Annotated in this window: 21 protein-coding genes; 12 read left to right on the top strand and 9 right to left on the bottom strand. The window is 59.9% G+C overall.

The window, feature by feature from the left end; all coding sequences use genetic code 11:
- Positions 1-50 precede the first annotated feature (50 nt).
- The 10 genes from AC1D19_RS11175 (at position 51) to AC1D19_RS11130 (ending at position 7,166) form a co-directional block, all read left to right on the top strand.
- The gene (locus AC1D19_RS11175) at positions 51-1,025 is read left to right on the top strand and encodes a KpsF/GutQ family sugar-phosphate isomerase (RefSeq protein ID WP_477763219.1); all 975 of its coding nucleotides are present in this window, start codon (positions 51-53) and stop codon (positions 1,023-1,025) included.
- Complete coding sequence (locus tag AC1D19_RS11170; RefSeq protein ID WP_008018712.1) at positions 1,025-1,549, top strand: KdsC family phosphatase; 525 nt, start codon at positions 1,025-1,027, stop codon at positions 1,547-1,549. Before AC1D19_RS11175 ends, AC1D19_RS11170 begins: the two co-directional genes overlap by 1 nt.
- A gap of 7 nt (positions 1,550-1,556) precedes the next feature.
- Positions 1,557-2,129, top strand: a complete 573-nt coding sequence (lptC, locus tag AC1D19_RS11165; protein ID WP_477753414.1) for an LPS export ABC transporter periplasmic protein LptC — start codon at positions 1,557-1,559, stop codon at positions 2,127-2,129.
- Complete coding sequence (gene lptA / locus AC1D19_RS11160) at positions 2,116-2,664, top strand: lipopolysaccharide transport periplasmic protein LptA (protein WP_477753413.1); 549 nt, start codon at positions 2,116-2,118, stop codon at positions 2,662-2,664. The genes lptC and lptA overlap by 14 nt, the downstream gene beginning before the upstream one ends.
- A complete protein-coding gene (lptB, locus tag AC1D19_RS11155; protein ID WP_477753412.1) occupies positions 2,664-3,389 on the top strand; it encodes an LPS export ABC transporter ATP-binding protein in 726 nt (241 codons plus the stop codon). Before lptA ends, lptB begins: the two co-directional genes overlap by 1 nt.
- Before the next feature lie 272 nt (positions 3,390-3,661).
- On the top strand, positions 3,662-5,155 hold the full coding sequence (locus AC1D19_RS11150; RefSeq protein WP_477753411.1) for an RNA polymerase factor sigma-54: 1,494 nt from the start codon (positions 3,662-3,664) through the stop codon (positions 5,153-5,155).
- Positions 5,156-5,229: 74 nt separating this feature from the next.
- Positions 5,230-5,538 (top strand): ribosome hibernation-promoting factor, HPF/YfiA family, encoded by a 309-nt coding sequence (gene hpf, locus AC1D19_RS11145; protein ID WP_007941242.1) that lies wholly within the window; start codon positions 5,230-5,232, stop codon positions 5,536-5,538.
- A gap of 12 nt (positions 5,539-5,550) precedes the next feature.
- The gene (gene ptsN / locus AC1D19_RS11140) at positions 5,551-6,015 is read left to right on the top strand and encodes a PTS IIA-like nitrogen regulatory protein PtsN (protein ID WP_150718657.1); all 465 of its coding nucleotides are present in this window, start codon (positions 5,551-5,553) and stop codon (positions 6,013-6,015) included.
- Positions 6,016-6,017: 2 nt separating this feature from the next.
- A complete protein-coding gene (gene rapZ, locus AC1D19_RS11135) occupies positions 6,018-6,875 on the top strand; it encodes an RNase adapter RapZ (RefSeq protein ID WP_477753410.1) in 858 nt (285 codons plus the stop codon).
- Between the two features lie 15 nt (positions 6,876-6,890).
- Complete coding sequence (locus tag AC1D19_RS11130) at positions 6,891-7,166, top strand: HPr family phosphocarrier protein (RefSeq protein ID WP_008046141.1); 276 nt, start codon at positions 6,891-6,893, stop codon at positions 7,164-7,166.
- Positions 7,167-7,228: 62 nt separating this feature from the next.
- Here the strand turns inward: AC1D19_RS11130 and pmbA are convergent, their stop codons facing one another.
- On the bottom strand, positions 7,229-8,575 hold the full coding sequence (pmbA, locus tag AC1D19_RS11125) for a metalloprotease PmbA (RefSeq protein ID WP_008018721.1): 1,347 nt from the start codon (positions 8,573-8,575) through the stop codon (positions 7,229-7,231).
- A 108-nt stretch (positions 8,576-8,683) separates the two neighbouring features.
- Between pmbA and yjgA the strand changes: the two genes are divergently transcribed.
- Positions 8,684-9,208, top strand: a complete 525-nt coding sequence (gene yjgA, locus AC1D19_RS11120) for a ribosome biogenesis factor YjgA (RefSeq protein ID WP_057716427.1) — start codon at positions 8,684-8,686, stop codon at positions 9,206-9,208.
- A 105-nt stretch (positions 9,209-9,313) separates the two neighbouring features.
- Here the strand turns inward: yjgA and tldD are convergent, their stop codons facing one another.
- The 8 genes from tldD to mreB form a co-directional block, all read right to left on the bottom strand.
- Entirely contained in the window at positions 9,314-10,756 is a 1,443-nt protein-coding gene (gene tldD, locus AC1D19_RS11115; RefSeq protein ID WP_218429285.1) for a metalloprotease TldD, read from the bottom strand.
- A gap of 12 nt (positions 10,757-10,768) precedes the next feature.
- Complete coding sequence (locus AC1D19_RS11110; RefSeq protein WP_477753408.1) at positions 10,769-11,623, bottom strand: carbon-nitrogen hydrolase family protein; 855 nt, start codon at positions 11,621-11,623, stop codon at positions 10,769-10,771.
- A gap of 162 nt (positions 11,624-11,785) precedes the next feature.
- Complete coding sequence (locus AC1D19_RS11105) at positions 11,786-15,589, bottom strand: YhdP family protein (RefSeq protein ID WP_477763218.1); 3,804 nt, start codon at positions 15,587-15,589, stop codon at positions 11,786-11,788.
- A 75-nt stretch (positions 15,590-15,664) separates the two neighbouring features.
- Positions 15,665-17,122 carry a ribonuclease G gene (gene rng, locus AC1D19_RS11100; RefSeq protein ID WP_007970246.1) on the bottom strand — a complete coding sequence of 486 codons (1,458 nt, stop codon included), beginning with the start codon at positions 17,120-17,122 and terminating at the stop codon, positions 15,665-15,667.
- Between the two features lie 57 nt (positions 17,123-17,179).
- Positions 17,180-17,776, bottom strand: coding sequence for a Maf family protein (locus AC1D19_RS11095; protein ID WP_477763217.1), 597 nt, complete (start codon positions 17,774-17,776; stop codon positions 17,180-17,182).
- Positions 17,777-17,808: 32 nt separating this feature from the next.
- Complete coding sequence (gene mreD, locus AC1D19_RS11090) at positions 17,809-18,300, bottom strand: rod shape-determining protein MreD (RefSeq protein ID WP_007970244.1); 492 nt, start codon at positions 18,298-18,300, stop codon at positions 17,809-17,811.
- Positions 18,300-19,436 (bottom strand): rod shape-determining protein MreC, encoded by a 1,137-nt coding sequence (gene mreC / locus AC1D19_RS11085; protein ID WP_477763333.1) that lies wholly within the window; start codon positions 19,434-19,436, stop codon positions 18,300-18,302. The genes mreD and mreC overlap by 1 nt, the downstream gene beginning before the upstream one ends.
- Before the next feature lie 143 nt (positions 19,437-19,579).
- Positions 19,580-20,617, bottom strand: coding sequence for a rod shape-determining protein MreB (gene mreB, locus AC1D19_RS11080; protein WP_002555108.1), 1,038 nt, complete (start codon positions 20,615-20,617; stop codon positions 19,580-19,582).
- Between the two features lie 210 nt (positions 20,618-20,827).
- Here mreB and gatC point away from each other — a divergent pair, with 210 nt between their 5' ends.
- Complete coding sequence (gatC, locus tag AC1D19_RS11075) at positions 20,828-21,115, top strand: Asp-tRNA(Asn)/Glu-tRNA(Gln) amidotransferase subunit GatC (protein WP_007901429.1); 288 nt, start codon at positions 20,828-20,830, stop codon at positions 21,113-21,115.
- Positions 21,116-21,123: the final 8 nt, after the last annotated feature.

Raw genomic sequence — 21,123 nt, 5'->3', positions numbered from 1 at the left:
TCATTACCGTTATAATCGCCGACTTTTCATCAGGCTATACGATTTCTGACATGAGCCAATCCAGCGACCTGATTCAATCAGCACAACGCACCATCCGCCTCGAGGTAGAAGCCGTGCAAGGCCTGCTGCCCCATATCGATGCTGATTTCGTACGCGCTTGCGAGATGATTCTGGCCAGCAAGGGCCGCGTGGTCGTGGTCGGCATGGGCAAGTCGGGGCACATCGGCAACAAGATTGCCGCGACCCTGGCCAGCACCGGCACCACGGCATTTTTTGTGCACCCGGCTGAAGCCAGCCACGGCGACATGGGCATGATTACCCGCGACGACATCATTCTGGCGCTCTCGAATTCCGGCTCCACCAATGAAATCGTGACCCTGCTGCCGCTGATCAAGCGCCTGGGCATTCAATTGATCAGCATGACCGGCAATCCTGACTCCGCGCTGGCCAAGGCCGCCGAGGTCAACCTGAATGTTCACGTCGAGCACGAAGCCTGCCCGCTGAACCTGGCACCAACCTCGTCGACCACCGCCGCCCTGGTCATGGGCGACGCCCTGGCAGTCGCGCTGCTGGAAGCCCGTGGCTTTACCGCCGAAGACTTCGCCTTTTCCCATCCCGGTGGTGCCCTGGGCCGACGCCTGCTGCTGAAAGTGGAAAATGTCATGCACGCAGGCCAGGAACTGCCGCAGGTCCAGCGCGGCACCCTGCTCAAGGATGCCCTGATGGAAATGACCCGCAAGGGCCTGGGCATGACCGTCATTCTGGAAGCCGACGGCAAACTGGCCGGAATCTTCACCGACGGCGATTTGCGCCGCACACTGGACCGCAGTATCGACATCCACAACGCCATCATCGACCAGGTCATGACGGCCCATGGCAAGACCGCGCGCGCCGAGATGCTCGCCGCCGAAGCGCTGAAAATCATGGAAGACCATAAAATCAACGCATTGGTCGTGGTCGACAGCGAAGACCGCCCGGTCGGCGCCCTGAACATGCACGACTTGCTGCGTGCAGGAGTAATGTAATGAGTGCGGACCTGCTGCAACGCGGTAAACAGATCAAACTGGCGGTGTTCGATGTCGATGGCGTGCTGACCGACGGGCGCCTGTACTTCCTCGAAGACGGCAGCGAATTCAAGACGTTCAACACACTCGACGGCCAGGGCATCAAGATGCTGATGGCCGCCGGCGTGCAGACCGCCATCATCAGTGGCCGCAAGACTCCGGTGGTCGAGCGACGAGCCAAAAACCTCGGCATCCCGCATCTCTATCAGGGTCGTGAGGATAAACTGGTGGTACTCGACGAACTGCTGGCCCAACTCAACCTGAGCTATGAACAGGTGGCCTACCTCGGCGATGACCTGCCGGACCTGCCGGTGATTCGCCGCGTCGGCCTGGGCATGGCGGTGGCCAATGCCGCCAGCTTCGTGCGTGAACACGCTCACGGCATCACCCTCGCCCGTGGTGGTGAAGGTGCCGCTCGCGAATTCTGCGAACTGATCCTGCGCGCCCAGGACCGCCTCGATGCGGCCAATGCGGCGTACCTGTGAGCCCACTATGCTGAGCAAAAAGTTTCGCAACACCCTGATGTACAGTTGCATCGCGGCGATATTCGCCGCGGCTGGCTACTGGAACATCAGCCCGGAACGCTTCCTCGACAAGCCGGTAACGCCGGTCGATGAAAGCGCGATCGACTATTACGCCATCAACGCCCACAGCGTGCAGTACCTGCCGGACGGCAAGCTGCAATATGATCTGGTGTCCGACAAGGTCGAGCACCTGAAAGCGACCGAGGTGACATTGCTGACCAACCCCGACCTGAATGTGTTCCGCGGCACTGAATTTCCGTGGCACGTCCAGAGCCTGCACGGCGAGGTCAACCCTGATGGCACACAGGTCGAACTGATCGATGACGTGCGCATCACGCGCTTCGACGAGAAAAACCGTAAAACCCTGATCACCAGCACCCGCATGACCGTGTTCCCGCAGCAGCAATATGCGCAGACAGAGCAAGACGTTAGAATCGACGGCGCTGGCGGTGTATCGACTGGCAAGGGAATGAAGGCGTATTTGAAAGAAAGCAGGATACACCTGCTATCGAACGTAAGAGGACAGTATGAGGCTCGTTAAAACCCTCCCGATTTTGCTCAGTCTGGGCGCAGCACTGGGAAGCGTGAGCGCCTGGGCTCTGCCGGAAGATCAACAGCAGCCTATCCGCATTCAGGCCGACGATGCCCAACTGGACGACAAGCAAGGTATTGCCATCTATACCGGTGACGTGATCATTACCCAAGGTACGATGAAGGTTACCGGCAACAAGGTGACCATGACCCGCACCCCGAATGGCGACATCGACGTGGTTACCTCGGTGGGCAACCTGGCCTACTTCGAGCAACTGCAAACGGCGGGCGACACCAAACCCGTCCAGGGCTGGGGTGTGACCATCCAGTACCACGCAACGCAAAATCGCGTTGTGCTGATCGACAAGGCCAAAGTCATCGACAAGGACAACAACACCACCCAAGGTGAGAAAATCGTCTACGACACCGAGAAGAAGCTGGCCAGCGCCGGTCGCGCCACCGGCAGCAAGGTGACCGAGTCGCGTCCGCGTATCGACATGGTGATCCAGCCGAAGAAGAAAACCGACGAGAAAAAGGCCCAGTAATGGCAACTCTGAAAGCTCAGCATCTGGCCAAGAGCTACAAGAGCCGCCAGGTCGTGCGCGACGTCAGCCTGTCCATCGACAGCGGTCAGATCGTCGGCCTGCTTGGCCCGAACGGCGCCGGCAAGACCACCTGCTTCTACATGATCGTCGGTCTGGTGCAGGCCGACCAGGGCCGCGTCCTGATCGATGACCTGGACATCAGCCACCAGCCGATGCACGGCCGCGCAAAGGCTGGTATCGGCTACCTGCCGCAAGAAGCATCGATCTTCCGCAAACTGTCGGTGGCCGACAACATCATGGCCATCCTCGAGACCCGCAAGGAACTCGACAAGGCCGGTCGGCGCAAGGAACTGGAAAGCCTGCTGCAGGAATTCCACATCAGCCACATCCGCGACAACCTCGGCATGAGCCTGTCTGGTGGTGAGCGCCGTCGCGTGGAAATCGCCCGAGCCCTGGCCACCAACCCGAAATTCATCCTCCTCGACGAACCCTTCGCCGGCGTGGACCCGATTTCGGTCGGGGACATCAAGCAGATCATTCACCACCTCAAGGCCAAAGGCATTGGCGTGCTGATCACCGACCACAACGTTCGTGAAACCCTGGATATCTGCGAAACCGCCTACATCGTCAACGACGGCCAATTGATCGCCGAAGGCGACGCTGAAACCATCCTGGCCAACGACCTGGTGAAGGAAGTGTACCTGGGCCACGAATTCCGCCTGTAAGACACCGAGGTGCGAGACTGGTCGACGAGCGCTTGTCTCGATAAAAAACAACTCTTTTTTATTGTTACAGTGCTCTAGGCAAACACGACGCCTCAAAGATGTTCAAGAGTCGGCCGGAGCAACCTGTCAACAAAACATTGCAGCTTTTTATTGTTACAGTGCTCTAGGCAAACACTACAGTTTCAGGCATATAATTTGCTTATGTTTGGCGCCCCGGCGCCCTGTAGTGGATGGCGCGTGTGCGCCGGCGAATAAGGTGTTAAGCCCCTGCCATGAAACCATCGCTAGTCTTGAGAATGGGCCAGCAGCTGACGATGACACCGCAGCTGCAACAGGCTATCCGCCTGCTCCAATTGTCGACCCTGGACCTGCAACAGGAAATCCAGGAGGCCCTGGAGTCCAATCCGATGCTCGAACGCCAGGAAGAAGGCGACGACTTCGATAACACCGACCCCTTGGCCGACAACGCCGAACAGAAGCCCAACACCGACATCCAGGAACCCTCCTACCAGGAAACCGCCCCGACGGTTGATAACCTCGATGAGGGTGACTGGAACGAGCGCATCCCCAACGAACTCCCCGTCGACACCGCGTGGGAAGACGTTTACCAGACCAGCGCCAGCAGCCTGCCCAGCAATGACGACGACGAGTGGGACTTCACCACCCGTACCTCGGCCGGCGAAAGCTTGCAAAGCCACTTGCTGTGGCAACTGAACCTGGCCCCGATGTCCGACACCGATCGCCTGATCGCCGTGACCCTGATCGACTGCATCAACAATCAGGGCTACCTGGACGAAACCCTCGAGGAAATCCTCGACGCCTTCGATCCGGAACTGGACATCGAACTGGACGAAATCGAAGCGGTCCTGCATCGCATCCAGCAATTCGAGCCCGCCGGCATCGGCGCCCGCAACCTGGGCGAATGCCTGCTGCTGCAATTGCGCCAGCTACCCGCCAAGACCCCTTGGCTGGCTGAGGCCAAGCGCCTGGTCACCGATTACATCGACTTGCTTGGCAGCCGCGACTATAGCCAACTGATGCGCCGCATGAAGCTCAAGGAAGATGAACTACGCCAGGTCATCGAGCTGGTCCAGAGCCTTAACCCGCGCCCGGGTTCGCAGATCGAGTCCACCGAAGCCGAGTATGTCGTTCCTGACGTTATCGTGCGCAAGGACAACGAGCGCTGGCTGGTGGAGCTGAATCAGGAGTCGGTGCCACGGCTGCGGGTCAACGCCCAGTACGCCGGTTTCGTGCGCCGCGCCGACACCAGCGCCGACAACACGTTCATGCGCAATCAGTTGCAGGAGGCCCGCTGGTTCATCAAGAGCCTGCAAAGCCGCAATGAAACCCTTATGAAGGTTGCCACCCAGATCGTCGAGCATCAGCGTGGTTTCCTCGAATATGGCGACGAAGCCATGAAGCCGTTGGTCCTGCATGACATCGCCGAAGCGGTCGGCATGCATGAGTCGACGATTTCACGGGTGACCACCCAGAAGTTCATGCACACCCCCCGGGGCATTTATGAACTGAAGTACTTTTTCTCCAGTCACGTCAGCACCTCCGAAGGCGGCGAATGCTCGTCCACGGCGATCCGCGCGATCATCAAAAAACTGGTTGCCGCGGAAAATCAGAAAAAGCCATTGAGTGACAGCAAGATCGCTGGTTTACTGGAGGCACAAGGCATTCAGGTGGCTCGCCGCACCGTCGCCAAGTACCGCGAATCCCTCGGGATCGCGCCTTCGAGCGAACGCAAGCGGTTGATGTAGAGCCACGCCACAGCGTTCCAGTGGCAGGCATTTCTGCCTGCCGCTTTATGCACTGGCAACGAAGGAGAAGCTGTATGCAAGTCAACATCAGTGGACACCAACTGGAAGTGACCGAACCTCTTCGCACCTACATCGGCGAAAAACTCGAACGATTGGAGCGACATTTCGACAAGATCACTAATGTGCAGGTCACGATGACCGTCGAAAAACTGAAGCAGAAAATCGAAGCCACGCTGCATATTCCCGGGAATGAAGTGGTCGCCAACGCGGAACATACCGATATGTACGCCGCGATCGACGCACTCACCGACAAGCTGGATAAACAACTCAAAAAGCATAAGGAAAAGACCCAGAGCCTCCTCCAGGGTGCAACCGGTCGTTAACACTCCCAACCCATGATCCGACTTGAAAGTATCCTGACCCCCGGCCGTTCCCTGGTGAACGTGCCGGGCGGCAGTAAAAAGAAAGCCCTCGAGCAAATTGCCAATCTGATCGCCCGCGAAGTGCCGGCCCTGGAGATGCAAGATGTCTTCGAGGCACTGATTGCCCGTGAAAAACTCGGCTCCACCGGTTTTGGCAACGGCATCGCTATTCCACACTGCCGTCTCAAGGGCTGTGTTTCACCCATCAGTGCATTGATGCACCTGGACGCCCCTATCGACTTCGACGCCATCGACGGCGCGCCGGTTGACTTGCTGTTCGTATTGCTGGTCCCGGAAGCCGCCACCGATGCGCACCTTGAGCTGCTGCGACAAATCGCCAGCATGCTCGACCGCAAGGAAGTTCGCGAAAAACTGCGTAATGCTGCAAGCAACGAAGCCCTGTATCAGGTTGTCCTGGACGAGCAAAACGGTCAGTAATCATGCGCTTGATCATCGTCAGTGGCCGTTCCGGCTCAGGTAAAAGTACCGCCCTCGACGTTCTTGAGGACAACGGCTACTACTGCATCGACAACCTGCCTGCCGGTCTGCTGCCGGAACTGGCCGAACGAGCCTTGATTCATACCGAGCTGCTACAGCCGCTGGTCGCCGTTTCCATTGATGCGCGCAACCTGCCCAGCCACCTGTCACGCTTCCCCGATCTGCTCGAAGAAGTCCGCAACCGCCACATCCAGTGCGATGTGCTGTACCTGGATGCCGACGAAGAAACCTTGCTCAAGCGCTTCTCGGAAACCCGCCGTCGTCACCCCCTGACCAACGCCAACCGCTCGCTGGCCGAAGCCATCAGCGTCGAGAGCGACCTGCTCGGGCCGATTGCCGACCTCGCCGATCTCAAGATCAACACCACCAGCCTGAACCTGTACCAGCTGCGCGACGCCATCAAACTGCGTCTGTTGAATCAGCCCGAGCCGGGCACTGCGTTCCTGGTGGAATCCTTCGGGTTCAAGCGTGGCATGCCGGTGGACGCCGACTTGGTGTTCGATGTGCGTTGCCTGCCCAACCCTTACTGGAAACCGGAATTGCGCGAGCAGTCCGGGCTCGATCAACCGGTTGCCGAATACCTGGCGGCACAGCCGGATGTCGAAGAGATGTTCCAGGACATTTCCACATACCTGCTAAAGTGGCTGCCTCGTTTTGCCGCCAGCAACCGCGCCTATGTCACCATTGCCATTGGCTGCACTGGCGGACATCACCGCTCCGTCTACCTGACCGAGCGTCTGGGGCAGGCGCTGCAAAAATCCCTGAAGAACGTCCAGGTTCGCCACCGCGACCTCAGCTAAAGGATTCACATCGCGATGCCTGCTCTGGAAATCGAAATCATCAACAAGCTGGGCCTGCATGCCCGTGCTTCTGCAAAATTCGTCGGGGTCGCCGGCCAGTTCAAGGACTGCACGATCAGGGTAGGACGCACACCTGAATCCACAGTAGATGGCAAAAGCATCATGGCCATGATGATGCTCGCTGCCGGTAAGGGCACCAAAATCCATCTGAGCACGGAAGGCGAGCAGGAAAAGGAAGCGATGGACGCGCTGGTAGCCTTGATCAATAACTACTTCGACGAAGGCGAATAAACATCAAAAGAAAGGCGCGCCACCCATTGGGTGGCGCGCCTTTTTTATGCAACGGTCTGAGCTTAGCTACCCGCCACCGTCATCCGCTCGATCAACACCGAACCAGTGCGAATGTTGCTGCGCAGTTCCAGGTCGTTACCCACGGCAACGATCTGTTTGAACATATCGCGCATGTTGCCGGCGATGGTCACTTCCTGGACCGCGAACTGGATTTCGCCGTTCTCGACCCAGTAACCCGCCGCGCCCCGGGAATAATCGCCGGTGACCATGTTCAGCCCCTGGCCCATCAACTCGGTGACCAACAGTCCGCGTCCCATGCGCCGCAGCAAGGCCGCCTGGTCTTCATCACCATGGGTGACGAACAGGTTGTGCACGCCGCCGGCGTTGGCCGTACTTGGCATGCCGAGCTTGCGGCCGGAGTAGGTACCGAGGATGTACGACACCAACTCGCCTTTTTCGACGAACGGTTTGGCGTAGGTTGCCAGGCCATCGCCATCGAACGCCGCGCTGCCCAAGGCTCGCATCAAGTGCGGACGTTCGTCGATGGTCAGCCACTCCGGAAACAGCTTCTGGCCGAGAGTGCCCTCAAGGAACGAAGACTTGCGATACAGGCTGCCGCCGGAAATCGCCGACAGGAAACTGCCAAACAGGCCCCCGGCCAACTCTGCGGAAAACAGCACCGGCACCTCACAAGTCGGCACCGGACGCGCTCCCAGACGGCTCGCCGCCCGTTGCGCGGCACGCTGGCCGATGCTGACCGGATCGGCCAGCAGATTGCCCTGGCGGTTCACGTCGTACCAGTAATCGCGCTGCATCTGGCCGTCCGCTTCGGCGATCATCACGCAGCTCAAGCTGTGACGAGTCGATGCGTAACCACCGATAAACCCGTGGCTGTTGCCATAAACGCGGCAACCCTGATGGGTACTGAGAGTGGTGCCGTCAGCGTTCTTGATCCGGCTGTCGGCAGCAAACGCCGCGGCTTCACAGGCCAAGGCCTGTTCGATGGCTTGTTCCGGAGTGATGTCCCATTGGTGGAACAGGTCGAAATCCTGAATATCCCGCGCCATCAGCGCGGCATCCGCCAGGCCCGAGGCTTCGTCTTCCGAAGTGTGTTTGGCGATGGCCAGTGCCGCGGCGACGGTTTCGCGAATCGCTTCCGGACCACTGGCCGATGTGCTGGCCGAGCCTTTGCGCTGACCGACGTACAAGGTGATGCCAAAACCCTGATCGCGGTTGAATTCTACCGTTTCGACTTCACGCTGACGCACCGTGGTCGACAAGCCCTGCTCCAGTGACACCGCCACTTCACAGGCGCTGGCGCCCTGGCGCCTGGCTTCAGCGATGATCTGCTCGACTTGTTCCTGCAGTGCCGGCAACGCTTGTGGGCCGACGCTTTCAACTGCACTCATGCTGTTCTCCACTCAAATTCTGCTTTCGGTAACGGTCATCGAGCGACCGGGCCGGACAAGCGGCCCCCGACTGGTTATCATGGCGGCGTTTCTTTGCGGACGGCCACCATGGTTGATTCTTACGACGACTCCCTCGATACGGGAGAAAAAAGCAAATCCCAGGTTAAACGCGAGCTGCATGCTCTGGTTGACCTTGGCGAGCGCCTTACAACACTCAAGCCTGACTTGCTGGCAAAACTGCCCTTGACCGACGGAATGCGTCGGGCTCTGGCCGATGCGCCCAAGCACACCGCGAACATCGCGCGTAAACGGCACCTTCAGTTCATCGGCAAACTGATGCGCGATCAGGACACTACCGCCATTCTGGTTCTGCTCGATCAACTCGATGCCTCCACCCGTCAATACAACGAACGCTTCCATAACCTGGAGCGCTGGCGCGATCGTCTGATCGCGGGCGACGATGCCGTTCTGGAGAAATTCGTCGTCGACTACCCGGACGCGGACCGCCAGCAATTGCGTTCCCTGATCCGTCAGGCCCAGCATGAGGTTGCGCAAAACAAGCCTCCTGCTTCCAGCCGTAAAATCTTCAAGTACATCCGTGAGCTGGACGAGACTCAACGCGGTCTGCGTTAATTCTCCGAAGCTCTTGTAGGAGCTGCCGAAGGCTGCGATCTTTTGATCATTAAAAAAGGCAAAGATCGCAGCCTTCGGCAGCTCCTACAGGAGATGTCCCTATCCTTATGCGCCCGTGCCACCCACGGTGATCGCATCAATCTTCAGCGTTGGCTGGCCGACACCCACCGGCACCGATTGCCCATCCTTGCCACACGTGCCCACACCGCTGTCCAGCGACAGGTCATTACCGACCATCGACACCTTGCTCATGGCTTCCGGCCCGTTGCCGATCAGGGTCGCGCCCTTGACCGGAGCGGTGATCTTGCCGTCCTCGATCAGGTACGCCTCGCTGGTGGAGAACACGAACTTGCCGCTGGTGATGTCCACCTGACCACCACCCAGGTTGGCGCAGTAGATGCCGCGCTTCACCGAGGCGATGATTTCCGCCGGGTCGCTTTCGCCGGCGAGCATGTAGGTGTTGGTCATGCGCGGCATCGGCAGGTGCGCGTAGGATTCGCGACGGCCGTTACCGGTACGCGCCACGCCCATCAGGCGCGCGTTGAGCTTGTCCTGCATGTAGCCTTTGAGTACGCCGTTTTCGATCAGCGTGGTGCACTCGGTCGGCGTGCCTTCGTCGTCGACGCTCAACGAGCCGCGGCGACCGGCCAGGGTGCCGTCATCGACAATGGTGCACAGCTTCGATGCGACCATCTCGCCCATGCGCCCGCTATAAGCTGAGCTGCCCTTGCGGTTGAAGTCGCCTTCCAGGCCATGACCGACGGCTTCATGCAGCAGCACACCCGACCAGCCGGAACCGAGCACCACCGGCAAGGTACCGGCCGGTGCCGGGATGGCTTCAAGGTTGACCAGTGCCTGACGCAACGCTTCACGGGCATAGCCCATGGCGCGGTCTTCGCCAAGAAAATAACGGTAATCGGTCCGCCCGCCACCGCCATGACCGCCGCGCTCGCGGCGACCGTTCTGCTCGACGATCACGCTGACGTTGAAGCGCACCAACGGCCGCACATCCGCCGCCAGACCGCCATCGGTGGAAGCCACCAGAATCCGCTCCCAGACACCGGCCATGCTCACGGTGACTTGCTGGATGCGTGGGTCGAGGGCGCGGGTCGCGGCGTCGACTCGCTTGAGCAAATCGACTTTCTCGGCACGGGTCAGCACTTCCAGGGGATTGTCCGGCGCATACAACTGCGCGACGTCCTGGCTGGTGAATGCCTGTACGGTGCCGTGCTGCCCGGCCCGGGAAATCGAACGGGCGGCACGCGCCGCCGCGCCCAGGGCTTCAAGAGTAATAGCATTGCTATAGGCAAAACCGGTTTTTTCACCCGATTGCGCGCGCACGCCGACACCCTGGTCAAGGTTGAAGCTGCCTTCCTTGACGATGCCGTCTTCCAGCGCCCAGGACTCGGAGATCTGCCCCTGGAAATACAGGTCGGCGGCATCGATGCCTGGCCCGGCCAAGTCGCCGAGCACGCCTTGCAGGCTCTCGATCGTGACGCCACCGGGCGCCAGCAGGTGTTCACTGACTGAGGACAACAACTCGCTCATATGCTTTACGCCTTAAATTCGTCGTTCTGATGCAGGTCGCTGGGCGCCCTGCGAGAAAAATCGCCGGTGACTGGACACCGGCATCCGCGCCCGGATGGACGCCTGTTCATTGCTGTCGCGTTCGGCCAGCAGCACGGCCTCGCCTTGATCCTGTTGCGCCAGTACCCGGCCCCATGGGTCGATGATGGCGGCATGGCCAAAGGTTTCCCGCGGCCCCGGATGCGTCCCGCCCTGGGCCGCGGCGAGCACATAACATTGCGTCTCGATGGCTCGCGCACGTATCAGCACATCCCAATGCGCCGCGCCGGTCACCGCGGTGAAGGCCGAAGGGGCGGTAATCAGTTCCGCGCCGGCCGCGCGCAATTCGCTGTACAGCTCGGGAAAGCGCAGGTCATAGCAGACCGTCAGGCCAACCCGGCCGACCGGTGTGTCCGCCACAACCACTCCGTTGCCATAAGCATAGTCATCGGATTCACGATAACGGCCACGATTGTCCGCCACGTCCACATCGAACAGGTGCAGCTTGTCGTAGCGCGCCACCGTATCGCCCTGGTCATCGACCAGCAATGAACAGGCATGGGCTTTCGCCGTCGGCTGATCCACCGGCGGCAACGGCAACGTGCCGGCCACAATCCATAACTTGAGGTCGCGTGCGGTCTGTTTCAACCAGGGCAGGATCGGGCCTTCGCCCAAGGCTTCGGCGCGCCCGATGTCGGCAACGTCGCGCCGGCCCATGGCGGCGAAGTTTTCCGGCAATACCGCGAGCTTCGCGCCACCGGCGGCCGCTTGCTCGAGCAGTCGACGGGCCTGGGCCAGATTAGCCAGCACATCGCTCTGGCTGACCATTTGAATCACCGCTACAGACATGGCCCTTTCCTTGATTGAAATCAACGCATAACCGTAGGAGCCGCCGCAGGCTGCGATCTTTTGATTTTGCTTCTGAAAAACAAGATCAAAAGATCGCAGCCTGCGGCAGCTCCTACAGGGGAGTTACGGCCATGCTACTCCATAGGTCCGAAGGATGGCTTTTCAAAAAGCCTTGTCGAAGGTGATTTTCGGTTCTTTCCACGGCCCTTGGACCGTGTACTTCACACTGGCGAAACGGGAGACCCGGTCACCGATCAGCTTGTCGATCAGGAATAGCGCTCCGCCGACCGCGGGTGCACCGACGATCAGTGCGGCAATCGGCAGGTTATTGGTCACCGGCAAGGTTACCATCAGTTTCGCATCGATCTGATCGGCCACCATGTTCAGGGTGCCGTCGAGTTCGATGGTGCTCGACGGGCCGGTCAGCCGGATCGGCTCACGGGTGACATACACCCCATTGGTCCCAACCAGCAGCCCCTTGACCCGGTCATAACTCAGACCTTTGCCGAACAGGTCGGAGAAGTCCAGGCGCAGGCGCCGGCCGATGGAGTTGAAGTTGAGCAAACCAAATACCCGCAGCGCCTGGGCACTGCCTTCGACCTCGACGAACTGGCCCTGATTGAGCGTCGCATCGAGCGAGCCGGAGAATCGTTTGGTCGCCACCCAGGCCGGCGATCCGGGCCAGCGGCCATCGACATCCATATAAAAGTCCCGGCTGGTGACGCTTGGCGCAAAACCCCAGCCCTTGAGTACATCGGCGAGGTTCTTGCCGCTGATGCGTCCCTTGTACCAGCTGTTGCTGGCGCCAGGCGCGCCTTCCCAGCCACCGCTGCCCACCAACAGCATGCCCTTGAGGCCCAGGTCCAGCGAGTTGAACACGATGCCCTTGGCCGTCGGACGAATCTTCAGCGACCAGCCCCCCACCAGATCCTGGCCCTGGAATAACTGATTGATGGTGATGTCCATCGCAGGGATTATCGTCGGGTCCACCGACGCCAGCGGATCCGGCGAGTTTTCATCGGCCAGCACGGCCGGGTCCGGTGCGGGCAGGCGCACGGTTTGCAGATTGATCATGATCGGCGTGGCCTTCGAATCAGGAAGGTTCGCGCTGCCCTTGATCTGCTGGCTGTCGAGTTGCAGCGCCCAGGCGGAAGGTTTGCGCGCCAGCTGAATCGAGGCCTGATCGAGCGTGGTGCCGATACCGCTGAGCTTGCCCACCTTGAAATCCGCGCCGCTGAGCAATTGCTTGGCGCTGCCGCCGGGGTCCTGTCCGGCGTATTTATCCACCAGATCCTTCCACGGGCCAACGTCCAGCTCCGACAACACACCCTTTATCCGCAGGCCTTTGGTGCCAGGCAACACAGCCTCGCCACCACCGAGGAACAATTCCCCGCGACCGTCGGCGAAATTGCTGGCCGGGGCGGCAAACGTGAAACTCGCCAGGTCCGCGTAGTTGACCCAATAGCGCCGTTCGTCACCCTGCAAGGTCATACGGAACGTCGTGTCGCGCCCGGCATCGGCAGTCATGCCGAACGGCGCAGGCAAATCGACGGCCACGCCCTTGAGATTGGAATTGACCAGCAATTGGCTGTCGGCGCCATTCAGGGTCAGTTGCAGTTGATAAGGGATCACGCCACTCACCGGCAGAGGCTGGGTCACCTTCAGCCAGTCGGTCAGTTTCCTGACCTCGACCTGGCCCGACGCGGTCACCCGGGTATTAAGCTTACCCGGGCTGCCGTCGGCAAAAATCTGTGCGGTGACCGGCTTGTCGAACGCCCGTGCGCTGATGTTCTGCCCACTCAGGCCCTTGGCACTGTCGAAACGGAAATCACCTTTGAGTTGGGTCAGCTCCAGCACAGGTTCAGCCAGTTTCAAGCGTGCCTTGGCGGTCTTGAAATCGACGAGGATCTTCGGCTCCTCGCCTTTCGCCAGCGGAATATCCAGCTTCAAGTTGCCTTGCAGATCACCCTCGCCTTCCCACCCGGCAAAGGTTGCCCCGGTACCGATCGGCGCGTCCTGGAGGATTTTCAGGCCATCGCCCAAACCGCCGGTAAACCCGCCATCGAGGAACAAATGAACGTTCTGCCCGGCAGGCACATGGGGAATGTTGACGTAGATATCGCTGACCTGCGTGTCGAGCAACTGGCCCTTGCTGGCCAGAATCCGCACGCCGCTGTCTTCGACAAACACATCGCCGCTGACCTTGCTGACATGGGGCCAGCCCGGCTGGAAGGCCAGTTCGGCATCGTGAACCTTGAAGAACAGGCTGATGCTGCGATCGACGTCCGCGGCACCATGGCTGAGCGACCCTTGATACTGGAAGAAGCCTTGGTCCACCGCGCCCTTGAGAATCGCCGTGCGCAGCCATTCATCCAGCGCCGGGCTGAGGACTGCCGGCAAGTACTTGGCGGTGTAGCGACCGTCACCATCCACCATGCCGACCCGCAGGTCCATGTAGTCTTCCTGGGTGTGATCGAAGTGCAGGCGAATCAGGAAGTCGCCGGCGATCTTGCCTTCCTCGCCCAGCACCTTCAGGTACGGCGCGATCAGGGTGAAACCTTCTTTATCGAGCTTCCAGGTCAGCCGCGCATTGGCCTGAATGTACTGCCATGGCTTGGCGAAAATCGGGTCCAGATGCAGCATGAAATCCTTGCTGTCCATACGCAATTCGCCGCGCCCCAGGTCACCACTGATGCTGCCGCTGACATTTCGCGCCGCCGGCGCACCGTGATAGGCATCGAAGCCTACCTGGTCGAGGTTGGCGGCAAAGCCGAACTTGCTGTCGTCTGTGGCATTGGGGCGCAAGTCGACCAGCACGTTGCGCAGGCTGCCCGTGACTTTGAGCCGCTCGACGACCGTGGCAAGACCTTCTGGCAACGGCGCCAGCGCGTTGAGCAGCGGGGTCAGCGGAGTGAGATCGACCCGGTCGGCTTGCAGGCGCCAGAGCTCTTCGGTTTTATCAGTGGCCGCGTTTTGCTTGAGTTGCAAATGCGTTTCCCAGCGGGTCTCGCCAAGGTTCATCGCCAGGGAATCGAAAGTCACTGACGCGCCTTCGGCACTGCGCTGGAAGTAGCCGTTCAGGGCCAGATTGTTGATCTGGATCTGCTTGCGCTCGGCGTAGGCACCCTTGAGTTGTGGTGCATTCAAACGGACCGCAGCACTTTGCAGGGCACCTTTGCCCCAGGTCAGCCAAAGCTCGCCGCCGGCTTTGATCTCAGAGAAACTCCACTCTTGGGTCACTCGCTCGGGCAACCACTTCGACCAGTCGCTTTGCGGCAGGCTCAGGTAAACCTCGGCTTCAGCGTCCCTCCATTGACTGGCTCGAATGCGGGTGCGCAGACTCATGGCCACGGGCTGGCCGTCGGGCAGGGTCAGGCGGGCGTCGAGTCGCTGCCGCGACGCCCCGGTTTTCAGATTCAGGCCGACATAAGTCAGGGTCAGCGGCGACTGCGCAAACGGCTGCAAGGTCACCTGGCTGTCGAGCACCGACAGTTGCTGGATCATCTGCATGCGATTGAGCAGCTGTTCCGGATCGGTTGGCTGGTCCTGCTGTACCGGCAAACCTTCCAGCGCCCATTGACCGTCGTTACCCTCCTTGACGCTGATCTTCAGGCCGCTGAGCTCCAGATGAGCGATGCGTACCTGACGTGCCAGCAGGCTGGCCCAAAGGTCCGGCACCGCGCGCACCTGATCCAGGTGCAAGGCATTGGCGCCCTCGCCGACCGTCACGTCGTGCGCCATCAGTATGGGGGCGAATCCACTCCAGTTGCCTTCGAGCTCGCCGATCTGCAACGGCATGCCCAAGGCATCGCTGGCTTTGGTTTCGATGTCGGCACGGTACTCGGCGACTAACGGCGTCAGCTCCCGGCCCAGGCTGACGTAGAGCGCCATCAACACCAAAACCAACGCGCACAGGCCCAGACCCCAGCGGGTCAGTGCGGCCAAAATGCGTGTCAGACGGTCCATGTCAGGTGGCCCCCATGGCAAAAGTTTTGCAAAAAGCTGAGGCCAGCCATTCTCGAACAATCAAAACGATACGCTTCAGAGCAGCACCACGTCGTATTGTTCCTGGGAATACATGGTTTCGACCTGAAAGCGGATGGTGCGCCCGATAAACCCCTCCAGTTCGGCGACGTTGCCCGACTCTTCGTCGAGCAGGCGGTCCACCACTTTCTGGTTTGCCAATACACGATAGCCTTCCGCCTGATAGGCGCGTGCTTCACGCAGGATTTCGCGGAAGATTTCGTAGCAAACGGTTTCCGGGGTTTTGAGCTTGCCGCGCCCCTGACAGGCGTTGCACGGCTCGCACAACACTTGTTCAAGGCTTTCGCGGGTGCGCTTGCGGGTCATCTGCACCAGGCCCAGTTCGGTGATACCGATGATGTTGGTTTTGGCGTGATCGCGCTCCAGTTGCTTTTCGAGCGTGCGCAACACCTGGCGCTGGTGTTCTTCATCTTCCATGTCGATGAAGTCGATGATGATGATTCCGCCAAGGTTGCGCAGGCGCAATTGACGAGCGATGGCTGTCGCGGCTTCGAGGTTGGTCTTGAAGATGGTTTCTTCGAGGTTGCGATGGCCGACGAACGCCCCGGTGTTGACGTCGATGGTGCTCATGGCTTCAGCCGGGTCGACCACCAGATAACCGCCGGACTTGAGCGGGACCTTGCGCTCGAGAGCCTTCTGGATTTCGTCTTCGACGCCATACAGGTCAAAAATCGGCCGCTCGCCCGGGTAATGCTCCAGACGGTCGGCAATCTCGGGCATCAATTCGGCGACGAATTGCGTGGTTTTCTGGAAGGTTTCCCGGGAGTCGATGCGGATCTTCTCGATTTTCGGGCTCACCAGATCACGCAGGGTGCGCAGCGCCAAACCGAGGTCTTCGTAGATCACGCTGGGCGCGCTGATGGTTTTGATCTGGGCGCTGATCTGGTCCCAAAGCCTTCGCAGGTAGCGGATGTCCATGAGGATTTCATCGGCGCCGGCGCCTTCGGCTGCCGTGCGCAGAATGAAACCGCCGGCTTCCTTGATCCCTTCCTTGGCCACGCAATCAGTGACCACTTGCTTGAGTCGCTCGCGCTCGGCCTCGTCTTCGATCTTCAGGGAAATGCCGACATGGGCCGTGCGTGGCATGTACACCAGGTAACGCGAAGGGATCGACAGCTGAGTGGTCAGGCGTGCGCCCTTGGAACCGATCGGGTCCTTGGTCACTTGCACCACCAGGCTCTGGCCTTCGTGCACCAGTGCACTGATGCTCTCGACCGCCGGACCTTCGCGCAGGGAAATTTCCGACGCATGAATGAATGCGGCACGATCCAGGCCGATATCGACGAATGCCGCCTGCATCCCCGGCAATACCCGCACGACTTTGCCTTTATAGATGTTGCCGACGATCCCGCGCTTTTGCGTACGCTCGACGTGGACCTCTTGCAGGACACCGTTTTCGACCACCGCCACGCGCGACTCCATCGGCGTGATGTTGATCAGGATCTCTTCACTCATGGCAGGGTCTCGTTCAGGCATGTTCACGATAATGGCCGCATCTGTTCAGGACGACGCTTAAAGCGCGTTCCCGGGTTGCCAACAGGGTATGCCGAAATGGCCGAGCAGTTCCGCGGTTTCGCAAAGCGGTAGTCCGACTACCGCTGAATAACTTCCATTGAGTCCGGCGACAAACACCGCACCCAGTCCTTGAATGCCATAACCGCCCGCCTTGTCCCGTGGTTCGCCGCTGGCCCAGTAGGCCGCGGCTTCATCGCGACTGATAGCACGAAATCGCACCCGACTGGTGACAACCCGAGACTCGCAACGTTCGCCATCGAGCACTGCAATCGCGGTCAGGACCTCATGCTCACACCCTGACAACATCATCAGCATGGCGCACGCATCCGCTTCATCAACCGGTTTGCCGAGAATTTTTCCATCGAGCACCACGGCGGTATCGGCGCCGAGCACGCAGAACGGTTCTTCAGACACGACGCCGCCGCACCCGGCTTCGGCCTTGCCGCGCGCCAGACGCTCGACATAGGCCGATGGGGATTCTTTGAGTACAGGGGTTTCATCGATGTCCGCACTGACGGCGGAGAACGGAACGCCGATCTGCGTGAGCAATTCACGCCGACGCGGCGAGCCAGAGGCGAGGTACAACCGTTTCATCAAGACCTCTCCCTGTCCAATGCCTGAGCGAATTAATTGATTTTGTAGCGTCGACGCAATCCGCGCAAACCGAAACTGATCCAGGGCCAGAGCAATGCACTGACCAGTGCCGGCAGTACCAGCGCCAGCGTCGGTTGACGATTGCCGGTCAAGGCACTGAGCCATAGTTGTACAAGCTGGGCGAGGCCGAAGATCACCAGGATCACCAGGCTCTGCTGCCACATCGGGAACATCCGCAGACGTTGCTGCAGCGCCAGTACCAGGTAGGTGATGAGCGTCAGGATCAAGGCATTCTGACCCAGCAAGGTACCGTAGAGCACGTCTTCAGCCAGCCCCAGGCAAAACGCCGTCACCATCCCGACGGTCTGCGGCAGGTTCAACGCCCAGAATGCCAGCAACAAGGCCAGCCACAGCGGGCGCAGGATTTCCATGAATTGCGGCAGAGGTGAAACGCTCAGCAGCAGACCGACGGCAAATGTCAGCCAGACTATCCAGCCGTTTCGGGATGCTTTTACACCGCCCATTATTCTCTCCCCACTGGAGTGGCCGGCACGGAGACTGGCGGTTTGGCGGCAGGTTTCGCGGCAGCGGGTTGCGCCGCCGGCGGTTTAGCCGCCGCAGGATGCGTGGCCGCAGGTTTGGCTGGCGTGGTGGCTGGCTTGACTGGCGCAGTGGCCGCGGGCGCCACCGTAGCAGGAGCTACCGGTGCGGCGGCCGGTGCAGCGGGGGCTACAGGGTTGACCAGTTTCGGAACTGTCGCCGGAATGATCGGGCCACCACCCTGTGCATCCAGGCTTTCCTGAGCCTGGGCGGCATCGTTGGCGCGCTCTTCAGCCGTACGGTTGTCGCTGAACACCAGCAGCAGGTAACGGCTGCGGTTCAAGGCAGCGGTCGGAATGGCGCGGACAATGGCAAACGGCTGGCCGGAATCGTGAATCACTTCCTTGACCGTCGCCACTGGATAACCTGCTGGGAAACGCTGACCGAGGCCGGAGCTGACCAGCAAATCGCCTTCCTTGATGTCGGCGGTATCGGCCACATGCCGCAATTCGAGACGTTCCGGGTTGCCGGTGCCGCTGGCAATCGCCCGCAACCCGTTGCGGTTCACCTGCACCGGGATGCTGTGGGTGGTATCGGTCAGCAGCAAGACGCGGGAGGTGTAGGGCATCAACTCGACCACCTGGCCCATCAGGCCACGGGCATCGAGTACCGGCTGACCGAGGACCACGCCGTCGCGCTCACCTTTATTGATGATGATGCGATGGGTGAACGGGTTGGGGTCCATACCGATCAACTCGGCCACTTCGACCTTCTCGTTGACCAGTGCCGAAGAGTTGAGCAACTCGCGCAGCCGAACGTTCTGCTCGGTCAGGGCGGCAAGCTTCTGCATGCGTCCCTGCAACAGCAGGTTCTCGGTCTTGAGTTTTTCGTTTTCGGCGACGAGTTCGGTCCGGCTGCCAAACTGACTGGCAATACCTTCCCACAGTCGTCCAGGCAGGTCAGTGATCCAGTAGGCGTCCATCAGCACCAGCGACATCTGGCTGCGTGCAGGCTTGAGCAGACTGAAACGGGCATCGACCACCATCAGCGCGACCGATAGCACGACAAGCACCAACAGGCGCACGCCCAGTGAAGGGCCCTTGGTGAAAAGCGGTTTAATAAGCCGCTCCTCCCAGGCAAATGTTCTGTTTATTCATACGGCAGCAATCCGGCCAGGATGCAAAGTGACAGAAGATAAACGCGAACAGGCAGCACTGCAAAGTGCCGCCTGCGCGCTCAACAGCATAGAGGCAATCCGGCGACTTATTCGCTGGAAAGCAGGTCCATGGTGTGTTTATCCATCATTTCCAATGCACGGCCACCGCCGCGAGCAACGCAGGTCAGCGGGTCTTCGGCAACGATCACCGGCAGACCGGTTTCCTGGGCCAGCAATTTGTCCAGGTCACGCAGCAAGGCGCCACCACCGGTCAGTACCAGGCCACGCTCGGCGATGTCGGAAGCCAGTTCCGGAGGCGATTGCTCCAGGGCGCTTTTCACGGCCTGAACGATAGTGGCCAGGGACTCTTGCAGAGCTTCCAGCACTTCGTTGGAGTTCAGGGTGAATGCGCGCGGAACGCCTTCGGCCAGGTTACGGCCACGAACATCGACTTCGCGAACTTCGCCACCCGGGTAGGCCGTACCGATTTCCTGCTTGATGCGCTCGGCGGTGGATTCGCCGATCAGGCTGCCGTAGTTGCGACGCACGTAGGTGATGATCGCTTCGTCGAAGCGGTCGCCGCCAACACGCACGGATTCGGCGTAAACCACACCGTTCAGGGAGATCAGCGCGATTTCGGTGGTACCGCCACCGATATCCACGACCATCGAACCGCGAGCTTCTTCAACCGGCAGGCCGGCACCGATCGCAGCGGCCATTGGCTCTTCGATCAGGAATACTTCACGGGCACCGGCGCCAAGGGCCGATTCACGGATGGCACGACGCTCAACCTGGGTGGATTTGCATGGAACGCAGATCAACACGCGAGGGCTAGGCTGCAGGAAGCTGTTTTCGTGAACCTTGTTGATGAAGTACTGCAGCATTTTTTCGCAAACGCTGAAGTCGGCGATCACACCGTCCTTCATCGGACGAATGGCAGCAATGTTGCCCGGCGTACGGCCGAGCATGCGCTTGGCTTCGGTGCCGACAGCAACGACACTTTTCTGGTTACCGTGTGTCCGAATGGCCACAACGGAGGGCTCATTCAGGACGATACCGCGCTCGCGCACGTAAATAAGGGTGTTGGCAGTGCCCAGGTCAATGGAAAGATCGCTGGAAAACATGCCACGCAGTTTCTTGAACATGGGAAAGGGACCCTAGGCAACGCGTGGGTAAAAAAGTGCGGCAAACTCTAACAACGACAGGGATTTTGGGCAAGGCGCCAATATGTTAAATTGGCCGCTTTTCTGTGCACCAAGCCCCACAATCGCGGCCTTGAGACCGTAGAAATGCGGTAGTGTTCCGACAATCTAACACACGGACGCCGTCCGTTCTGTTTTCCACTGGAGAATCCCATGGCGCTTGAACGCTCCGACGTGGAAAAAATCGCTCATTTGGCCTGCCTTGGCCTCAATGATGCCGATCTTCCACACATCACTTCGGCCCTGAACAGCATTCTCGGGCTGGTCGACGAAATGCAAGCGGTCAATACCGACGGTATCGAACCGCTGGCCCACCCACTGGAAGCCAGCCAGCGCCTGCGTGCAGACGTCGTGACCGAGACCAATCACCGCGAGGCCTACCAGTCCATCGCACCAGCGGTCGAAAACGGCCTGTACCTGGTTCCGAAAGTCATCGACTAAAGGGAAAG

The organism is Pseudomonas sp. P1_C12, assembly GCF_056406435.1.
Note: the sequence above shows the minus strand (reverse complement) of the source record. Positions and strands in the feature narration are given on the sequence as shown.

What these genes read in the sequence shown, in the direction of transcription:
- rng (WP_007970246.1), bottom strand. Translation starts at nt 17,122, where the DNA reads ATGAGTGAAGAGATCCTGATCAACATCACGCCGATGGAGTCGCGCGTG.
- mreD (WP_007970244.1), bottom strand. Translation starts at nt 18,300, where the DNA reads ATGGGCGGTGTAAAAGCATCCCGAAACGGCTGGATAGTCTGGCTGACA.
- AC1D19_RS11150 (WP_477753411.1), top strand. Translation starts at nt 3,662, where the DNA reads ATGAAACCATCGCTAGTCTTGAGAATGGGCCAGCAGCTGACGATGACA.
- AC1D19_RS11170 (WP_008018712.1), top strand. Translation starts at nt 1,025, where the DNA reads ATGAGTGCGGACCTGCTGCAACGCGGTAAACAGATCAAACTGGCGGTG.
- AC1D19_RS11175 (WP_477763219.1), top strand. Translation starts at nt 51, where the DNA reads ATGAGCCAATCCAGCGACCTGATTCAATCAGCACAACGCACCATCCGC.
- pmbA (WP_008018721.1), bottom strand. Translation starts at nt 8,575, where the DNA reads ATGAGTGCAGTTGAAAGCGTCGGCCCACAAGCGTTGCCGGCACTGCAG.
- rapZ (WP_477753410.1), top strand. Translation starts at nt 6,018, where the DNA reads ATGCGCTTGATCATCGTCAGTGGCCGTTCCGGCTCAGGTAAAAGTACC.
- lptC (WP_477753414.1), top strand. Translation starts at nt 1,557, where the DNA reads ATGCTGAGCAAAAAGTTTCGCAACACCCTGATGTACAGTTGCATCGCG.
- lptB (WP_477753412.1), top strand. Translation starts at nt 2,664, where the DNA reads ATGGCAACTCTGAAAGCTCAGCATCTGGCCAAGAGCTACAAGAGCCGC.
- gatC (WP_007901429.1), top strand. Translation starts at nt 20,828, where the DNA reads ATGGCGCTTGAACGCTCCGACGTGGAAAAAATCGCTCATTTGGCCTGC.
- tldD (WP_218429285.1), bottom strand. Translation starts at nt 10,756, where the DNA reads ATGAGCGAGTTGTTGTCCTCAGTCAGTGAACACCTGCTGGCGCCCGGT.
- yjgA (WP_057716427.1), top strand. Translation starts at nt 8,684, where the DNA reads ATGGTTGATTCTTACGACGACTCCCTCGATACGGGAGAAAAAAGCAAA.
- AC1D19_RS11105 (WP_477763218.1), bottom strand. Translation starts at nt 15,589, where the DNA reads ATGGACCGTCTGACACGCATTTTGGCCGCACTGACCCGCTGGGGTCTG.
- mreB (WP_002555108.1), bottom strand. Translation starts at nt 20,617, where the DNA reads ATGTTCAAGAAACTGCGTGGCATGTTTTCCAGCGATCTTTCCATTGAC.
- AC1D19_RS11110 (WP_477753408.1), bottom strand. Translation starts at nt 11,623, where the DNA reads ATGTCTGTAGCGGTGATTCAAATGGTCAGCCAGAGCGATGTGCTGGCT.
- lptA (WP_477753413.1), top strand. Translation starts at nt 2,116, where the DNA reads ATGAGGCTCGTTAAAACCCTCCCGATTTTGCTCAGTCTGGGCGCAGCA.
- AC1D19_RS11130 (WP_008046141.1), top strand. Translation starts at nt 6,891, where the DNA reads ATGCCTGCTCTGGAAATCGAAATCATCAACAAGCTGGGCCTGCATGCC.
- hpf (WP_007941242.1), top strand. Translation starts at nt 5,230, where the DNA reads ATGCAAGTCAACATCAGTGGACACCAACTGGAAGTGACCGAACCTCTT.
- ptsN (WP_150718657.1), top strand. Translation starts at nt 5,551, where the DNA reads ATGATCCGACTTGAAAGTATCCTGACCCCCGGCCGTTCCCTGGTGAAC.
- AC1D19_RS11095 (WP_477763217.1), bottom strand. Translation starts at nt 17,776, where the DNA reads ATGAAACGGTTGTACCTCGCCTCTGGCTCGCCGCGTCGGCGTGAATTG.